The organism is Chitinophaga ginsengisoli (genome assembly GCF_003014595.1).
Classification (GTDB): domain Bacteria; phylum Bacteroidota; class Bacteroidia; order Chitinophagales; family Chitinophagaceae; genus Chitinophaga; species Chitinophaga ginsengisoli.
The window spans coordinates 104,696-123,692 of record NZ_PYGK01000008.1; the positions used below are offsets into that span (position 1 = coordinate 104,696).

Genomic DNA, 18,997 nt, shown 5'->3' on the forward strand with positions numbered 1-18,997 from the left:
TTAATTTTCGCTGTGAAAGTACCTTATCAATTCAGCATGCGTGTCAAAACTTGTTAACAGGGCGTGCGAAAATAAATACTGTCAAAACTGATTCTCCAGCCATCTTTCGCCCGTTTTTCAGCACAAAAAAAATTGCAAAATCTCAATCCCGTCTGACTTTACAAGCAGGCATCTAATAAACAATGACGGCGATCAGCAGGTTTTAATCGATTCATAGTGAGCATTATAAACATGTATGTTTGTAGAGAAGTTCCGGATCGTCGATAATACCACGATTTGGCCAACCTATGCACTATTATTTGGCGGGAAACAACTTTCATTATACTTTAGCAAATATGAGTTATTATATACGCGTCCTCGGGACAGAAAATCCGGATATTCATTTAGACGAAATTTTAGAGGCATTGAACCAGGAAGATCTCAGTGCCAGATTGGGTGCGCTTAAAAATGAGACACCGGAAAAATGGACGCGTATTGAATTAAATAATGAAAATAATAAACTGTTAGCTGTAATTGAGAGGGACGCCGTTACAAACGAAGGAATTGGCAAGGAAGAGCTGGATGAATTCAAGGCCAGCATTCTTGATTTCCAACCGGCTGCTGCCGCTAAATGGCTGAACGACTTCTTTGACCGCGTACAGGTCATTTATGCCTTCAGGCTGTTGCCTATAGGAATGGAAGAGGATAATTACCCTATTATCACGACCACACAATCCTTCATCTGGGAAAAGGTAAAAGGCATTTTACAGGCTGATGAGGAAGGATTTTCCAATGAAGAAGGCTATCATATTTTATGGCAGTTCCCCGATGATGCAGATGGCGACTGGAACTGTGCAGTGTTAAACGCCGATGGAAAATGGGAGAACTTCTCCATGGACTTAGGCAATAAAGATCAGCAAAAAGCTTTTAAAAATGGTTTGGTACCGCCAGGTGCTAAAAGACTTTAATAAAGATCACGTATAAGGTCTGCATAGAAACGTTTACTTGTTTGTCTTCTGACTGCAATAAATCTGCCACTCCAAATGCAATTCCATAGGCATCTGCATTATCAGCGTTAGTTAAAATAATTATTGCTGTCTTATCCTGGAGATAGTCACAATTGGGAGATCACCACTAATTGAAGTTTTAGCCATTTTGGATTAATTTTTACAAGTCGGAGATTGTAAATGACCGCCTATACCCGACAAAATCGCACAGCTGCTGTAACGTTTTCGAACAGAACACCAGTCAGAAAATGTATAAAATACTTATTTTTAAAACATTATGCAGTTGGCACAAATTTTATCCCATTGGTAGCCAGCAGGATGCTGACTTCCAAAATTGATACAACATGCGTAGACTCCTATTATTAATTTTCCTTTTCCCATATTTAGCTTTTGGTCAACTATCCAATACTATAAATGTCAACGCTATTTATCCTGATAGCGACTGGCAATTCACAAATGATGCATCCAAAGAAGGATGGAACAAAGACAACCTTAACAGCCTTAAGCGTTTTATCATAGACAGCACCCATGCCACGGGTATGGTGGTCATACAATCCGGAAAAATCTTATTTGATTATGGTGATACAAAAGAGACCAGCTATTTGGCATCCTGCAGGAAAAGTCTGCTGTCCATGCTGTATGGCCCTTTTGTGGCAAATAAGAAAATAGATCTTTCAGCCACCATGGAGCAGTTACACATTGATGATGTTGGTGGTTTATTGCCGATAGAAAAGAAGGCTACTATCAAAGATTTACTCACTGCACGCTCAGGTGTTTATCATCCGGCAAGTAATGAGGGAGATGCCTCTGCCATGGCTCCCAAAAGAGGTAGCGTTGAACCGGGAAGTTTCTGGTTATACAACAATTGGGATTTCAATGCTGCCGGTTACATCCTGGAACAACAGACGGGGCGAACTATTTATCAGCTGATCGATTCAATACTTGCCAGACCATTGCAAATGCAGGACTGGAATATAAAAGAGCAACGCAAAACCGGTGACACAACAAGGTCAAAATTCCTTGCTTATCATATGTGGTTTTCAACAAGAGATATGGCAAGAATAGGCTATTTAATGCTCAGGAACGGAAAGTGGAAAGGCCAGCAGGTAATTCCCGCTGATTGGGTTAAATTAACTACTTCCGCAATCACATCTTACCAAAAGGCTGTTGAAGCAAAAACAGCCTATTTTCATTTTGGATATGGTTATTTATGGTGGATCTGGGATACGCCTTATAATCAGGGTTTCTATGAAGGGGCTTATTCTGCGACGGGCGCGTATGGGCAATTTATAACTGTTTTGCCTAAGCTTGATGTGGTAGTAGCTTTTAAAACAAAATATGACTACGGCAGACAAACGCCCACTGATGTGTATTTAAATATTCTGGACAAACTAATTGCAGCAAAAAAGTAACCCTGGTGCAGATCAGGCATTCTGTCAAAAATATTTTCACTCTCTTAAAATATCCATCCTCCTCATTCGTCATTAAATACATATGAAGAAATTATTCAGGATAACTATCAAATGCCTGAAAATAGCACTTGCTGTACTAGTGCTATTGATAATCACAGTGTTAATATATATGAGACATCCACTATTCGGAAAAAAACCTTCGGGAAAGAGACTAGAATTGATCAGACAGTCGCCTCACTATAAAGACGGGCAGTTCCAGAACATTCACAATACGCCGCAACTGTCAGAAGGATACAGTATGGGAGGCGTTTTATACGATTTCATGTTCAAGAAACGTTTGCGTTTACGCCCGATAGATTCATTACCCTCTGTAAAAACTAATCTGCTGGCACTTGCGCCAGAACAGGATGTGCTGGTCTGGTTCGGCCACTCCTCTTATTTTATACAGACAGGCGGAAAGCGCTTCCTCACAGATCCCGTGTTTTCCGGCAGCGCCTCACCACTGCCCGGAGGGACTAAGGCATTTAAAGGTGCCGATATTTACACGGTGGACGAATTCCCGGCAATAGATTACCTGTTCATATCACATGACCATTATGATCACCTGGACTATAAGACCATGCTGGCACTAAAGGGAAAGGTTGGCAAAGTGATCTGTGGGCTCGGTGTAGGAGAACACCTGGAAAGATGGGGTTATGCACCGGACCAGATCATAGAGACGGATTGGTGGCAGGATGTAGAGTTGGGAGGAGGATTCGTCGTACATACAGCCCCTACCCGTCATTTTTCAGGCAGGACCTTTTCCCGGAATAACACACTATGGCAGTCTTATGTATTGCAAACGCCGGCCATGAAGATCTATATAGGAGGTGATAGTGGTTATGATACCCACTTTGCTGAAATAGGAAAGAAATTCGGTCCGATAGATTTTGCCATTCTTGAAAATGGCCAGTATGACCTTGCCTGGAGGTATATTCATATGCAGCCGGAAGAGGTGTTACAGGCGGCAAAAGATCTGAAGGCAAAAAGACTGCTGCCGGTGCATTCTTCCAAATTCACACTGGGCAACCATCCCTGGGATGAGCCTTTACAAAGATTAAAGGCCATTGCAGACATGCCGCTGGCGACGCCTATGATAGGTCAGCTGGTGGATCTGCGTAATGATAAGCAGGTATTTAAGGAATGGTGGAAAGGCGTGAATTAAGATTTGCCGTTAAGTAAAAATACCAGGAAGGTGCCTCAACTACTTTGAAGGCACCTTCTTCTTTTAGCAAGATCTTGTAATGGATGATTAAATTCTGTTCAATAAGGGCAAAAAATACAAACTAGTTGGTATTGTTTTATGCATTGGAAAACCTTATTTTTAGTTACCACGTAGTATATACGATCAGTTTAATATAAAAATCATGAAAGAATTATTTTCCCTTAGTGCCGCTTAACAGTGCCATAAGCCCCACTAAGTTCCCCAATTGCCCCGGAAAGTTTAAAGTACTACCATAGCATTATGAAGTCTTTGCGTCCACTACTTGTCACGCTGTTTGCAGGAATCTCAATATCCTCCGCTCAATCCCTGAAACCCAGATTAATTGTTGGTCTTGTGGTAGATCAGATGCGGTGGGAATATCTTTATAAATTCAACAGCCGTTTTGGGCCTGACGGCTTCAAAAGGTTAATGGACAGTGGTTTCAATTGCAACAATACCCACCTGAATTTCTATCCATCTCATGACGGGCCCGGTTATGCATCTATCTTCACAGGAACAGTTCCTTCTATACATGGCATTCCGGCGAATAGTTGGTACGACAAAAATATCCGCAGCGAGGTTTATTGCGTTGAAGATGAAACTGTTCGTAATATTGGCAGCGATCGTTTTGCCGGTTCCTCTCCACGCAGGCTAGAGGTAAATACTATAGGGGACGAGCTACGACTATTCACCAACCATCAAAGCAAGGTATTCGCTATTTCCCTGATGGATCGCGCAGCCGTTTTATCGGCAGGACACTCAGGTAATGCATATTGGCTCGACGGTGGGTCAGGCAACTTTATATCCAGCACATTTTACCTGGCGCGACTTCCTTCATGGGTAGAAGCCTTCAACAGTCGTCAGTATGTCGATTCAATATGCAAAGCCGGCTGGGACCTGTTATACCCAAGGAGTACATACATCTATAGCAATGATGGCGGTTCTTTATATAAAGGAACTCCTTTCGGCAAGACCGCTCTTTCATTTCCCTATGACCTGAGTTCGTTTGCCAGCGTTAGAAGAAATGTATTTAGTTATACGCCCTTCGGTAATACCATTCTGATAGACTTCGCTACAAAACTGATCAGCAATGAAAAGCTCGGATCTGGTGACACCCCGGATCTGCTTACCATCGCATTTTCTTCAACTGACTATATCGGTCATGCGTTTAATCCCAATAGCATCGAACTGGAAGATACCTACCTGCGCCTCGATAAAGAAATCGGCTCCTTTCTCCGCCACCTCGATGAGCTATATGGAAAAGATGGATACCTGGTATTTCTAACCTCTGACCATGGGGTTGCCAACAATTTCGGCTACCTGAAGGATATGAATATTAATAGTGGAGAAGTAAAGATGAATGAAATCATCCTCAACACCGAAAAGTATCTTAAATCCACATTCGGTGACCTGAACTGGATCCGGACATTCAATTATCCCATGATACATCTGAATGACAGCTCTATTATCACCACAGGAATAGATAGAAAAGCAATCACCGAACAGATCAAGAAAAATATTGAACAGTATGATGGTGTACTGAAAGTACTTGATCTGACAAGTATCTCTGACGAACTTCTCGAAGCCAGTCTGAAGACTAAAACAATAAATGGCATCTTCAGCAAATTATCCGGAGACATGATTATAATACTAAAGCCAAACTATTATGAAACGTTCTCCAGAACTGGTACCACCCATGGTTCTCTTTTCTCCTATGACACTCATATTCCGCTCCTATGGTATGGCTGTGGTATAAAATCACAGAAAGATTATTCAGAGATCAACATTACAGATATAGCGCCAACCATATCGGCAATTTTAAATATTCCTGAGCCCAATGGCTCAACCGGACATATTATCAAAGATTTATTGATCAATATAAATAAAAAATAAAATGGCAGAATCTTCAAGATGGACCAAACTGGCACCCTGGTATATTACGATAGTATCTACATTCGCATTGGTGCTTGTTTCATATTACTTATACGTAAACATAGAATGGTTCAAAAAATCGGCTGTTGAAGATAAGGAGTTAATGAAAGATCCCAATTACCTGATCTTTATTTATAGCAGCCATCTCAGTATGTTAAAAAGATCATTGGGGATTATCACCGGGATAGCGATCACTTTCATAGGCCTGGCAGTTTCCTTTCACGCATTAGAAAAAACAACAGAAGTAGATCTGACAGGTTTTGCAAAGCTCACCACCTTTTCTCCCGGTCTCTTCGCTATTCTTTTTGGTTGTTACCTGATATCACAATCTATTGATAGCAAAGACTCCATCGAATTTGCCAAACCGCAAACAGAAGGCGCTCATAACACACAAACTTCTGAATCTGGCAAATAGCACTTTTGAGTACTAGATAAACTGACGTATCATGAAAAGAGTTCTCTTATTTATAATGTTCTTTGTATTGAAGGGTAGCTGTGTTTTTGCGCAAATCCCCTGTTCTGATATAAATCCTAATGATGTTAATGCTGCCTGTAAGACATTAAAAGAATTAATGGACTGCAGTATAAAGAACAAGATGGATAGAAAGGCACTGATCGTATATTTGACGTATACACACATTAATGAAAAGTACTCTCCTCCTCCGGCCGTAAAACAATACTTTGCCAATTTATCGGAACCGTATATTCAACGGCTCTCAAAGCTCAACATTTCGATGTATCAAAATAATCAGCCTCCGGCATCGGGTGCGCCAAGAAGTCCAATGCCTAGTATTGTAAGATCAGAAAACTAGCTGGTAAGGATGAAGGAGAGCAGTACTACAACCTGCTCCCAGCCCAATCCCCAATTGATGCAATATATCCACGAAGCCCACACAAGAAAAATCGCTGTGGCTGCTATCAGGCACATTAATCACATACACAGAAGCAATATTTCACTCATTTTTCTAAGTAGGTAAAAAATATTTTCACCTGCATATGCTGCGATTAAATAGAATATGATAATAACATTATCTCTTGTATACACGCAATCAACTAACTATTCTTCCAGCATGCTCTACCGTTAGAACACCCTCACAACTCACTAATAATGTAACACTTGCATGGTACAATCATTGACATAGAAATTATTTATTTTCATATCCGAACCATATGCTATGCCCCTTAAAACCGAAACAACTTTAGGCAATGTCCTCACATTGGCTATGCTCTGTAGCATGCTCTTACTGAGTAGTGTTACTTATGCACAATTAAAGGCAGATTTCACGCCAGCGAAGACCAGTGATTGCGAAAGTCTGATTACGCAATTTATTGATAAGTCTACAGGGGCGCCCGTTTCCTGGCGGTGGGATCTGGGTAACGGCTATATTTCTACAGAGCAAAGTCCCAGTGCAGCATATACGGCTCCGGGCACTTATAACGTAACGCTGACCGTCAAAGATGCTGCTGGAAGTACCGGTACCATCACAAAAACGGTTACCGTATGGGCAAAGCCTGAACCGGATTTTACTGCCAGCCCTGCCAGCGGTTGTATGCCTCTTGCGGTTACTTTCAAGAATAAATCAAATCCCGTAAGCGGTACCATCACGGCCTACAGCTGGGATTTCGGAGATGGGGTTATCAGCACGGGTAGCAACCCCGTGCATACGTATAATGACGTATTATCACCCACGGTTACCCTTACCGTTACTAATAGCAACGGGTGTACGGCATCAAAACAGATCAGTAAGCTAGTAGAAGTGGCAGGAGCGCTGAAGCCCAATTTTACTGTGTCTGATAAGTTCTTATGTAACGCCCCTTCAGCACTAACCGTCAATAATACCACCACTGGCCCGGGTAATCTGTCCTATCAATGGGATTTTGGTGACGGCAGCACTGCTACAGATGCGAATCCCGGTCCGCATAGTTATGCCAGTAAAGGCGTCTACAAGATCAAGCTCACGGTTACCAGCGACAAAGGATGTACTAATACCAAAACATCCGAAGATATCAATGTCGCTACTTTCAAATCAGATTTCCAGCTACCGGCCAATGTCTGTGAGAACAGCTCCGCTACCATCACCCCGCTCAACACGCCGCAGGCCGACAGAATTACCTGGAGTGTTGATAAAGGCACCATCACCACAGATGGGATTACGGCTACTTACCGGCCTGCAGGTACAGGCACGGTAAAAGTGACCATGATAGCCGAATATGGCAAATGCCAGGAAACAGTGACCAAAGATCTTATAGTGATAGCGGCACCACAGGCCGACTTCACCAGTGATATAAAACCGATATGCGATGCGCCCGTTACCGTGAAACTGATAAACAACTCGCAAGGCGCTAACAACTGGAGCTGGGATTTTGGCAATGGACAATCATCTACTCAACAAAACCCCACCGTTACCTACAGCAGCCTGGGAACCTTCAGTATAAAACTCACCGCCACCAGTACAGCTAGTTGCTCCAGCATAGTAACACATGATGTTAAGCTGGAAAAAACGCGGGTCGACATCAACGCGAACATACCCGAAGGCTGTGTAGGGATCACTACCAGATTCACCAGCTACATCACACCAGGTGATTCGGTGGTGAGTTATGAATGGGATTTCGGCGACGGCAGTCCAAAATCTACAGAGCCTGTTCCGTCACATACGTACAACAAAGACGGCACATACCCTGTAACGCTTAATTATACAACGAAGAATGGCTGTAAGGGAAGAGTAGCGCTCGAATCATCTAATGCTATCCGCGTTTATAAGCAGCCTAAACCCGATTTCTCCTCTCCGGAAGCACCTCAGATCTGTGGCAATAACACGGCACATTTTGAGGCTACGACAGATGTGGGTAACAAATGGACATGGGATTTCGGGGATAGCTCCGGAGATGCAGGCAGTAACAAAAATACCACGCACAGCTATAAGAAGCCAGGCACTTACACAATATCGCTGACCGTTTCAAATTATACCTGTGCCAGCGAAAAGGTTACAAAGATAGGCTATATCACAGCAGTGAATCCTTTCCCGCGCTTTAGCCTGCAGCCCATCGACTGTAATAACAGAACGGAGATGCATTTTAAAGATAACTCGACCGGCACTATTACCAGCTGGACATGGAACTGGGGCGATGGAAAGGAAGACGCCTACACGACCAAAACAAGCATTGTCAAACATAAATACGATAAAACAGGTACATATAAAGTGAAGCTGACTGTCGCAGATGGGTCATGTACGAGTTCAGACTCTTTGAACATCAACGTGTATGCCCCCTCGCCTATTACCGTCACCACAGATAAAACATCGCTGTGTGGCAGTGATACACTTAACGCCAACGTGACAGCCATCAACAAAGATATCTATGGCTTAAATGTCTGGTCCTATTCGTGGACGTCCTCAGACAGCACGCCTGCCCAGGGGAGCAGCAACGATTATCAGCACGCCATTTTCAATAACCTGCGACCTGGTGCAGATACCATCCGCTTTGTGGCGTATAATCTGCAGGGATGCCCAGATACCAGCAATAAGATCGTTGTGAACGTACATGGACCAGTGGCTAAATTCCTTATTCCTGCTACTCCTGAATGCCGGGGTACGGAGCTTACATTTACTGACAAGACGAATACTTCCAAAAGCAAGCCTATCACAACATGGTCATGGAATTTCGGAGATACCAGCGCTGCGCAAGTATTTACATCACCTCCTTTCAAACACACATACAACAAGTCGGGGTATTACTATCCAAAGCTGACCGTTACAGATCAGGATGGCTGTACCAGTACGGCCTCCGGCCCCAGGGTGCAGGTGAATGGTCCTAACGCAGACTTTACACCGAGTGCAACGCTGATACCGCCAGGCAGTACGGTACAATTCTATAATTATACGACTGAAACCGGTGGTACGCCTACCTATCGTTGGGACTTTGGAGATAAGACGACCTCCGCAGAAAAGAGCCCTGATAAAAACTATCCGAATAAAGGTGTATATATGGTGAAGCTGCTCGTAAAAGACAATAATGGCTGTTCAGACAGCGCCCAAAAGGAGATCAAGGTATCCACCGTTAGCGCCAGCTTTACTTTTACGACCTCCTTCGTGAATAATAGTGAATGTCCACCGGTAATTGCCCGGTTCACCAATACCTCCATTCACTATACCAGTTCCTATTGGTCTTTTGGTGATGGCAGCTTTGCCACCATTGATAATCCTTCTCATACCTACACAGCTGCCGGGAAATATAAAGTGAAACTGAAAGCAATAGGCGAAGCCGGCAACCAGGATATATATGAACAGGAAATCGAGGTAAAAGGCCCTTATGGCAAGATCACTACCTCATCCAAGGGAGGTTGCCTCACAAAAGACATTGAATTCAAGGTATCTGCCATCGCCGCTGTTAATTTTGCATGGGACTTTACTGATGGTATTGTTAGCGAAACAACAGATTCTATCATTAAACATACCTTCAAAGAGCCAGGTATTTATCAGCCACGGCTCATACTTTCCGATCAGGCAGGTTGTAAAGGAGCTGCCTTCCTGACTGATCCTATCGTGATAGACAAACTGGAAGTGGAAATGGCATCATCACCGCCATTTATATGTGATGAAGGCTGGGTGGCTTTTACGCCGAAGTTCAATAGTTTCTCTATTGACCAGCTGAAAAAAGAAGCGAAATACAAATGGACCTATGAGCCAGGTACTGTTGCGGAAAATGATACGTCTGCGACTCCTCGCTTCTACCTGAATAAGGTACAGGCATATAATTTCACGCTCACTACTACAACGGCTTATGGCTGTACAGAGTCGGTGAGTAAAACGGTGACTGTTTATCCTAAACCAGGAGTGACTATCAGCGGTCCCTCAGTAGCCTGTCAGGACGCACCGGTAAGCTTTAGCGGAAAAGTGGCTAACGCTCCTGTTACCTGGAACTGGTCCTTTGGCAATGGCAACTCCGCCAACATACCGCAACCTGTTGATCAGACCTACAATAAGACCGGCCCTTCAGATGTAATCCTTATTGCTATCAGCGATAATGGCTGTACTGACACCGCGTATCACAGTATCAATATAGTACCAAAACCTGTGGCCAATGCTACTGCCGCGTCTAATGTCATCTGTCTGGGTACAAGCACTACATTGAGTGCGAGCGGTGGTGTCACTTATCAATGGTCACCGGCCGAAAACCTCAGCAATCCGAAAACGTCGTCTCCTTTGGCATCTCCCACCGTCAATACGACCTACCAGGTAGCTGTGATGGATGCCAACGGTTGCAGTGACACCGGTGATGTAAGCATCCGGGTAGTACAACCCTTCATCATACAAGCTACACCGGATACGACAATATGCACCGGACAGATCGCCCCGTTATGGGTATCTGGTGCAGATCATTATGTTTGGAAGGGACAGGGACTGGATGATGTTAACAGTCCTCATCCCAATGCCACTATCGCAACAGCGGGTAATTATACCTACGAGGTGACCGGCTACGATGCTGAGGGCTGTTTCACACATGACACATCGCTGGTCGTAACAGTAAACCCATCTCCTACTATTGATGCCGGTCCTGACCGGACTGTAACGGCCGGAAAGCCAATGACACTTCGCACAACAGGTAGTCCTGATATTGTGAAATGGACCTGGAGTCCACCGGAATACCTGAATTGCACCACCTGCCAGACACCAGAAGCCCTGCCAAACCTGTCTACGGTTTATAAAGTAGAGGTGGAGAACAATTATGGCTGTAAGGCCAGTGATGAATTCTCCGTAAAGATACTCTGCAACCAGGATGCTATATTCCTTCCTACTGCCTTTTCACCTAACAGAGATGGAAAGAACGAATGGTTCTATCCCAAGGGACGTGGCGTAAAAGAAGTAATATCGATGCGGGTATATGACAGATGGGGCAGCCTGGTGTTTGAGAGACACCATTTCCAGATCAATACTCAAACCTCGGGATGGGATGGAACATGGAAGGATCAGATAGCACCAATCGGGACTTATGTATATGCGATAGAGACTGTCTGTGAAGAAGGAGGAAAGTTTATACTCAGTGGTACAGTAACGATAGTGAGATAGGCATTCGGATATTTTTAGGATTTACAATCGCAGTATGATCTATCCACATACTGCTTGTTGCCATTGCTATTGAGGTAATAACAACCGCCTCTTTTGCCGCGATAAAGTTTATGTCCCTTGTAAGTGCAGTCCAGCAGATCGCAGGACAACATAGTTAGCAGCAGTGCTATGCTGCATAATAATGTTTTCATATAGTTGATAATTAGTCTTTCTTGTTCCATACCACCCTGAAGCCTACATCTTTTAATCGCAGCTCAGGATTTTCTGTTCTTCTATGCGTTACTGCCAGCTCATTAATGGGATTTATGACACTGTTATATCCACCTCCTTTTACCACCCTGGTCGTATGCGTAGTATCCGACCAATCATAACACCATTCCGCTACATTACCTGTCATGTCAAAAATACCCCATGCATTAGGCTTCCTGGAAGCAATCTTCGCTGGTCTGGTCTTGCCATACACAGCCACACTAACGGCAGCAGTACCGCCGCTATAAATAGTACTTTCGCCCGCGAGAGCAGCATACTCCCACTCCATCTCTGTAGGGAGCCGTCCTCCATTTGCTTCGCAATAAGCCCTTGCTTCTTCCCATGTCACATTCCTGACAGGACCATCATCATGAGAATTGGCAGGTTGCTCCGGAAATTCCACATGCTTATCAATGCAATACTTCCTATATGCAGCCACTGTTACCTCTACACTGCTGATATAAAATGTATCGCCAGGAGCGATGACTTCCACTCTTTTTATATAATTTACCGGTCTATGTGTCAATGCCCAGATGAAGCCCGTAATTATCAATGCAGAGAAAAGCGGTGACACCCGCAACCACTTACGCCTGACCACCCGCTTCTTCCGCCTGATCTTCTGATGCAATAGCTTTGCGATTTCTTCAGGATTATTCTGCCAGTCCTTATACACTACCTGTATTGGAATACCTCCCACAGGTGTATCATCTAATCTTAATTGCAGGATACGCCCCTGTTGCCCCCATGTCAGCGCTATCTGCTTTTCTATATCCGACCAGTATTTAGTCACGAAAGTCCGGCTCGTTATCAACAACACATAGCTGGTGTGTTTACCGTATGCATCCATCGTGAGGCGTATGAGGTGTTCTCCCCAGCTGATGTCTTCCTGCGACTCATAATAATAGCACTTCACCCTTAGCTTCTCCAATTCGGCCACAATCGCCCTTGCTACTGCATTGTCTTCTACTGCGACCGAAATGGCAACATCATACCTGGTCATATTCTGCCGGCTTTTACCAATTGCCAGTAATACATCCCTAATGCTGTCAATCTACAGGAACCACTCTTTATTGCCGCCCAATACATATACTCCTCACCTACAGGCTCGACTAACCCCACACCCTGCAAACGCCTCAACACTTTAAATACTCTTATATTCTCCGAATCCGCCCCTTCCACCGTACTCTCATAACTAGGATCTAAAGATTTTTCATATGTTGCCTCCGGAAAATACACTGTCAGCTTTCTGAGGTCACTCAAATCTACCGGAGGCTTTGTCTTTCTCAGACTTACAGATCTTACAATATTTGCCTTAAACACTGGCCTTTGCTGCCACGCTCCCAGTCCCCGGTTTATATAGTTGTAGACACTCCCCGCAGCCACCTCTCCCGCTATATCGGCGGCACCGCCACTCAAGGCCTCCAGTAACAAACTCGTAAATACGCCCTTCCCCCCAATCTCCCTTGATACCTCCGTATCTCTGCTGGCAGCCAGTATCACCACACCAGGCCCTAATAAGGCAGTTCCATTACCAAAAATAGCTGGTGTTCCCATTGCGCCTGCATGACAACAATCCAGTATCACCACCTTCTGCCGTGCATTCGATCCGCCAGCCAAAGTCAATATTTCATCCATTGAGATGCCTTCGTCATGCTTCTGAAAATCTGGCGTTACCATACAGCCACCGATTTCGTTCACATAACCGTGACCGGAAAAATATAGCAATTGTACTTCATCGTCGCCTTTGAACAATTCCTTTATGCGCGACATGATTGTGCCCTTCTTCTTCTCATTTAACATGAGCATGACTTCAAAATTGGGAGAACCATCCTCATTAAAACTTAACATTGGTTCTATGCTGGTTGCATCATTTACAGAACCATTTAATCTGGCGCCGCCCGGATATTCGTCAATACCGACTACCAATGCTCTTCTCATATGTTGCAGGGGTTTGTTGTGACCTAGGGAATCAAAATATCATTACGAAGATTACATTCATTTGCATAGGAAAAAACCTGTAGCTATAGGGGAAAAATCCCTTTTTTCTTATATTAGGGGTAATTCCCTTTATCGATGGAGGATTTTTCCTGTATTTGCGTTACAGTGATTTTTGTAGGCCAGAGAAACAATAGCTTCGCATCCGTAAACAGTTTACAAAACAATTTTTTTCTTTAACACCTAACACCCAAAAATTATCTGTTATGCAACAACATGTGACTGTAAAACCTCTACCTTTCTTTTATGTTGGTCAGGCAACTACTAACAACCGCATTCACCAGTTCAAAACGCAGAAACACAAACTTTTAACCCAGGCGCTGGGTAAACCAGATACCTGTTCCGTATGGTATTCAAAAGAACATTTCGTAAAATTGCTGGAAGAAATCGAATTTGCAGGGGGCGATGGCATCCGGATCAGCTTTGGGATGTACGAAGAAGGACACCAATATGCAGGACAAACCTGCCTGCTCTTCAACACAACCAGGGAAAGTATGGTGGGTAGAATGACCACCCATACCAATGTAATCCTGGAAGAAGAGCCAGACTATCCACAACGCTCCGCCCAGGACAGAGAAACGCTCATCTTTCCAGGCGAAGATCCGATCATCCGGGATTTCAATCTGGGTGTTCCCTGTCCACCATTCTGCCCCGCAGACACCTCAAAAGATCAAGCATAAATGCATATCCCATTACACGAATATTTATACTTTATTCCACTAACGCTTAGCGCCATTTTTTGCCTGAAAACATTCAGACAAAAATGGCCTAAGCCTTACAGCCTGTATGCCGGGATGATCATCATCACACTGTTTACTGAGCTGATTGCTACAGCATGGCCATACGAACTGCATAAGCAATTTGGTGCATCACAGAATAATTTCTGGATCTACAACCTATTTATCATCATCCGTTTTGGTTTGCTGTCCACCATCTTTTACGAGATATTAACCCGACCCATTATTAAAAAAACAATAGCATCAGCCGCCATCGGAATTTTGATAATTGGTGTACTGGACTACACCCTTATTCATGGTCCTCTCCAGTACAATACTTATAGTATGATCATCACCCATGTTTGTATCATCCTATTGTCCCTGCTCTACTTCCAGCAACTATTGCAGGAGAAAGGTATTATCATCATTCATAAGGAACCTATGGTTTGGATGACCTTAGGGATCTTTATGTATCACGCGGTAACATTGCCATTCCTGATTATGTTAGGGATTTTTAATATAAACAACATTCAGTTAGCCATCTTCTTTTTCCCGATTAACGAATTCCTTAACTTTTTCTTGTGCTCCTGTTATCTAATAAGCTTTTTATGGAAACCTCAACACTCGCAACCTCACTGACAATTATCATATCCACTCTTCTGGTCCTAAGCTTGTCTGCCTCGGTCGTATACTTTTTATTCACGTATCAGAAGAAAAAATTCCGACATCAACAGGAAATCATTGAAATGCGGGAGGCTTTCAACCAGGTCCTCCTTCAATCAAGACTCGCCATTCAGGAACAGACACTGGATCATATCAGCAAGGAGTTACATGCAAACTTCAGCCATCTGGTATCCCTGATCAATATTAATCTGCAGGAAATACTCCCCCAGGCACCCAGCGACCAACGGGAAAACATACTGGAAACAAAATCTCTCGCCAAACAGCTCATGAGCGAACTGAAAGCGCTCTCCGCCAGTCTGAATACAGATCACATTATTCACATAGGCTTTGTAAAAGCGCTGGAAAATGAACTGAACCGACTGGCCAAGACCAGGAAGTACGAAGTCATTACAACCAAACACGGTGAAGAATATCGTATTCTGCCAGAGCATGAGATCATTCTCTTCCGTCTCTGCCAGGAAGTGTTGAACAACGTTGTGAAATATGCGCACGCTTCTGCCGTAACCGCTTCACTTAACTTCTCCAAAGAGCAGTTTGTCCTGATCATTACGGACAATGGTACAGGATTTAATTTAGCCAATGCGCTTGACCAAAGCGGCGAAAAACAAAGTACCGGCTTACTTAACATGAATAAACGGGCTTCCCTGATCAATGCAGAACTCCTCATTACCAGCAATGATGGCGCTGGTACGGTCGTTATGATCACCATTCCACATCCACAGATCCTTCAAACGATTCCACGATGAATAAGATACAAATAGCCATAGTTGATGACCACAACCTTTTCCGTAAAGGGCTCATCAGGCTAATCAATATGGGAGACTCCCTCCAACGTTATAATATCCTCTTCGAAGCGGATAATGGTAACCAGATGAAGGAAAAAATGAAACTCTCACCCTTCCCGGACATTATCCTGATGGACATCGACATGCCCGAATTAGACGGGTTTGAGTCGGTCGAGTGGCTACAACGCACACATGGGGATGTGAAGGTATTGGTGATGACAATGCTGGAAAAGGAATCAGCCATACTGCGTATGCTCCGGATGGGCGTAAAAGGATATATCCACAAAGATATTGAGGTAGCCGATCTGCATGCTGCCCTGGAGTCAATTGCAGCTAACGGTATTTATTATTCAGAAGCCGCCACCGAAGTAATGCAGCAAAATCTGAATGGTCTGAACAACACAACTGTACAGCTTTCCGAAAAAGAACGTGAATTCATCAAATTCGCCATTACGGATATGACCTACCAGCAGATTGCTGACCAGATGAACCTGAGTGTAAAAACAATTGATGGATATAGGGAAACCCTGTTCCGCAAGTTACATGTGAAAACAAGGGTTACGCTGGCGATGCACGCTGTAAAACATGGGCTGGTTGAATTGTAACGCCGTTAGCGTCCCCTTGCCTACCGGATAGCTATCCCTAACCATGTTTTTATTAATTTAACACGTAGCGGATATACTTTATCCCACCTTCCCCGCGTTAGTGTTGAATTAACAATTAACCATTAAGCAACATGAAACCATTATTCTTTGTAGCATCTTGCGCTATCGTTCTCACATCCTGTTCGAAAAACCTGGAGCAACTGGAAAACAATTCCAATTTATCCGAAGCGAAAGTTCTCGCAGTACAAGATTATTATGTAAGCCCTACTGGCAGTGACAACAATGACGGTAAATCACCGGAAAAAGCTTTTAAAACTATTCAAAAAGCGGCTAATCTTGCAAAAGCGGGAACGACAGTACATCTGGCTGGCGGCGTTTACCAGCAGCAACTGGCAATCAACGTATCCGGAACTGCCGATCAGCCTATTACGTTCAGAGGTTCTCTGGATGCTCCTGCTTACATCCAGCAGGGCGGTAGCAATAATGCTATCGTAACGATTGAAAACCAGAGCCATATCCGTCTCTATGGCCTGAACGTTGGTAAGGTAACTAAAAAAGATGCCCAGGGCATCCTGATCACGGCTACTTCAACAGGTAGTGTGACAGACATTGAGCTGAATCATGTAAACGTATCTGAAGTTGCATGGACGACTTCACGCACCAAAACTCCCGGCGACAATGATAATGCACAAGGTATTATCGTTTACGGAGAAGGCAAGGCACAGGCGAATGCTGTTAGTAACATCCGTATTGACAGCTGTAAGGTATTTGACAACATCACCGGCTACAGCGAGGCTATTTCTCTCGATGGTAACATCGATGGTTTCCGCATCACTCATTGTGAAGTGTATAACAACACTAACATTGGTATTGCTTTAATTGGTAACTATCGTGTAAGCAGCACGGCGTCTCTTGACCAGGCCCGTAATGGTGTTGTTAGCCAGAATAACTGCTATGACAACGTGGCTGACTATGCTACCAGCGGTGGCATTTATGTAGATGGCGCGCGTGACATCAAAATTGAGAGGAACTGGTGCAAAGGTAATGGCTACGGCATCGAAGTAGGCGCAGAGGAAAATGGATCTGCTTCCAATATCACTGTAGTGGCAAACGTACTACAGGGTAACAGGGAAACGGGGCTGGCGCTCGGCGGTTATAACTCAGGTACCAGCGGCCAGGTACTAAACGCTACCATTATCAACAATACTTTCTATAGGAACAGCACAAACGCCTCCTCCGGAGAGATTGCCATGACCAAAGCATCTAATTGTGTCATCTCGAATAACGTATTCTATACCAATGCGAAATTGCTCTTTTATGTAGAATCTATCAGTCCTCAGCAGAACAACCGTTTTGATTATAACACCTGGTTTACACCTACAGGTACTGTGAGTGTACAATGGGCCGGCAAAAGCTATTCCAGCTTTGCCACCTATCAGTCAGGTGCTAAACAGGATGCACATTCTATTAATAAAGATCCTTTATTGGTAAGTACAAGTGATTTCCATCTGCAAGCCAGCAGTCCGTCCCGTAATATAGCTGATGTTAGTGCAATTAAAGACGCTACACAGCTGGATAAAGACGGTCTGCCACTGGTGAAGAATAATGTGAGCAGTATGGGGGCTTATCAGCAATAAGCATACGCCTTTAGATACGTATATTGGAAAACGCCGGAGACATCATCTCCGGCGTTTTTTGTGTTTTCCATTTTATGACATGGTATACCGCTTTGGTTGTGCCTACATTTCTAATGCCATGTAATTGATTAGATGCCTGGAAAATAACAGACCCAGGTCCTACACGTTTTGTGATGCCGTTCACAGTCGATTCAACCGTTCCTTCCTTTATGATGATGAGCTCCTCGTCAGGATGCTGATGTGGCGGATGAGGCGCTTCCCCGGGATTCAATGTGGTTACATGCAGCTCCAGTTCATCCAGTGTTGGTGTAGGAGCCTGGAGGAACTGGCGTCTTTCTCCTGTTTTCGTAGGTTCCACTTTAATGTCATTCCAGTCGTATATAGTAGACGATAAGGGAGGCTGTTGATTTCTATGTGCAATAATGGCCATTGGGATGCACATGATCAGCACAGTAATACAAACAAGGGTTATTTCACGTTTTGTCATTGTATTGGGTTTAGATAACTGAATTTACAAAAGAATATGCTGATTTTTTATTGCTATTCCCACTGCTTTCCGATCGTGAAACTAGTCATCTTCAGTTTCATGTACGTCCTCATTGGTCATTTTTACCCGCTTTTATGAAACCTCAAACTGAAATATAAATATCACACACCCCAAAAGCTAATACGGAAAACTTTCCTATCA

16 protein-coding genes are annotated in these 18,997 nt (G+C 43.9%); 12 read left to right on the forward strand and 4 right to left on the reverse strand.

Features of this window, described 5'->3' with window-relative positions:
* Nucleotides 1-335 precede the first annotated feature (335 nt).
* From CLV42_RS19675 to CLV42_RS19705, 7 genes are all read left to right on the forward strand, one after another.
* On the forward strand, nucleotides 336-947 hold the full coding sequence (locus tag CLV42_RS19675; protein WP_106603648.1) for a hypothetical protein: 612 nt from the start codon (nucleotides 336-338) through the stop codon (nucleotides 945-947).
* A 383-nt stretch (nucleotides 948-1,330) separates the two neighbouring features.
* Nucleotides 1,331-2,398: a serine hydrolase domain-containing protein gene (locus tag CLV42_RS19680; protein ID WP_106603649.1), complete on the forward strand. Its 1,068-nt coding sequence runs from the start codon at nucleotides 1,331-1,333 to the stop codon at nucleotides 2,396-2,398.
* Nucleotides 2,399-2,567: 169 nt separating this feature from the next.
* Nucleotides 2,568-3,602, forward strand: a complete 1,035-nt coding sequence (locus CLV42_RS19685; RefSeq protein ID WP_245901697.1) for an MBL fold metallo-hydrolase — start codon at nucleotides 2,568-2,570, stop codon at nucleotides 3,600-3,602.
* A gap of 300 nt (nucleotides 3,603-3,902) precedes the next feature.
* Nucleotides 3,903-5,534, forward strand: coding sequence for an alkaline phosphatase family protein (locus tag CLV42_RS19690; protein ID WP_106603651.1), 1,632 nt, complete (start codon nucleotides 3,903-3,905; stop codon nucleotides 5,532-5,534).
* 1 nt (nucleotide 5,535) lies between these two features.
* The gene (locus tag CLV42_RS19695) at nucleotides 5,536-5,988 is read left to right on the forward strand and encodes a hypothetical protein (protein ID WP_106603652.1); all 453 of its coding nucleotides are present in this window, start codon (nucleotides 5,536-5,538) and stop codon (nucleotides 5,986-5,988) included.
* A gap of 31 nt (nucleotides 5,989-6,019) precedes the next feature.
* On the forward strand, nucleotides 6,020-6,385 hold the full coding sequence (locus tag CLV42_RS19700) for a hypothetical protein (RefSeq protein ID WP_106603653.1): 366 nt from the start codon (nucleotides 6,020-6,022) through the stop codon (nucleotides 6,383-6,385).
* Nucleotides 6,386-6,748: 363 nt separating this feature from the next.
* A complete protein-coding gene (locus tag CLV42_RS19705) occupies nucleotides 6,749-11,638 on the forward strand; it encodes a PKD domain-containing protein (protein WP_245901698.1) in 4,890 nt (1,629 codons plus the stop codon).
* 14 nt (nucleotides 11,639-11,652) lie between these two features.
* On the opposite strand, the gene CLV42_RS33975 is transcribed toward CLV42_RS19705, so the two are convergent.
* From CLV42_RS33975 to CLV42_RS19720, 3 genes are read right to left on the reverse strand one after another with little or no spacing between them, the layout of a single operon-like run.
* Entirely contained in the window at nucleotides 11,653-11,829 is a 177-nt protein-coding gene (locus CLV42_RS33975) for a hypothetical protein (protein ID WP_170117579.1), read from the reverse strand.
* An 11-nt stretch (nucleotides 11,830-11,840) separates the two neighbouring features.
* Nucleotides 11,841-12,887 carry an SUMF1/EgtB/PvdO family nonheme iron enzyme gene (locus CLV42_RS19715; protein ID WP_106603655.1) on the reverse strand — a complete coding sequence of 349 codons (1,047 nt, stop codon included), beginning with the start codon at nucleotides 12,885-12,887 and terminating at the stop codon, nucleotides 11,841-11,843.
* A complete protein-coding gene (locus CLV42_RS19720) occupies nucleotides 12,884-13,825 on the reverse strand; it encodes a caspase family protein (RefSeq protein ID WP_106603656.1) in 942 nt (313 codons plus the stop codon). Before CLV42_RS19720 ends, CLV42_RS19715 begins: the two co-directional genes overlap by 4 nt.
* Before the next feature lie 263 nt (nucleotides 13,826-14,088).
* On the opposite strand from CLV42_RS19720, the gene CLV42_RS19725 reads away from it, so the two are divergent.
* The 5 genes from CLV42_RS19725 to CLV42_RS19745 all read left to right on the forward strand — a co-directional run bounded on the left by CLV42_RS19725 (nucleotide 14,089) and on the right by CLV42_RS19745 (nucleotide 18,309).
* Entirely contained in the window at nucleotides 14,089-14,562 is a 474-nt protein-coding gene (locus tag CLV42_RS19725; protein ID WP_106603657.1) for a hypothetical protein, read from the forward strand.
* Nucleotides 14,563-15,237 (forward strand): hypothetical protein, encoded by a 675-nt coding sequence (locus CLV42_RS19730; RefSeq protein ID WP_106603658.1) that lies wholly within the window; start codon nucleotides 14,563-14,565, stop codon nucleotides 15,235-15,237.
* Entirely contained in the window at nucleotides 15,207-16,028 is an 822-nt protein-coding gene (locus tag CLV42_RS19735) for a sensor histidine kinase (protein WP_106603659.1), read from the forward strand. Before CLV42_RS19730 ends, CLV42_RS19735 begins: the two co-directional genes overlap by 31 nt.
* Nucleotides 16,025-16,672 (forward strand): response regulator, encoded by a 648-nt coding sequence (locus CLV42_RS19740; protein WP_106603660.1) that lies wholly within the window; start codon nucleotides 16,025-16,027, stop codon nucleotides 16,670-16,672. The genes CLV42_RS19735 and CLV42_RS19740 overlap by 4 nt, the downstream gene beginning before the upstream one ends.
* Nucleotides 16,673-16,803: 131 nt before the next feature.
* Nucleotides 16,804-18,309: a DUF1565 domain-containing protein gene (locus CLV42_RS19745; RefSeq protein ID WP_106603661.1), complete on the forward strand. Its 1,506-nt coding sequence runs from the start codon at nucleotides 16,804-16,806 to the stop codon at nucleotides 18,307-18,309.
* A gap of 10 nt (nucleotides 18,310-18,319) precedes the next feature.
* Here the strand turns inward: CLV42_RS19745 and CLV42_RS19750 are convergent, their stop codons facing one another.
* Entirely contained in the window at nucleotides 18,320-18,796 is a 477-nt protein-coding gene (locus tag CLV42_RS19750; RefSeq protein WP_106603662.1) for a cupin domain-containing protein, read from the reverse strand.
* Nucleotides 18,797-18,997 lie beyond the last annotated feature (201 nt).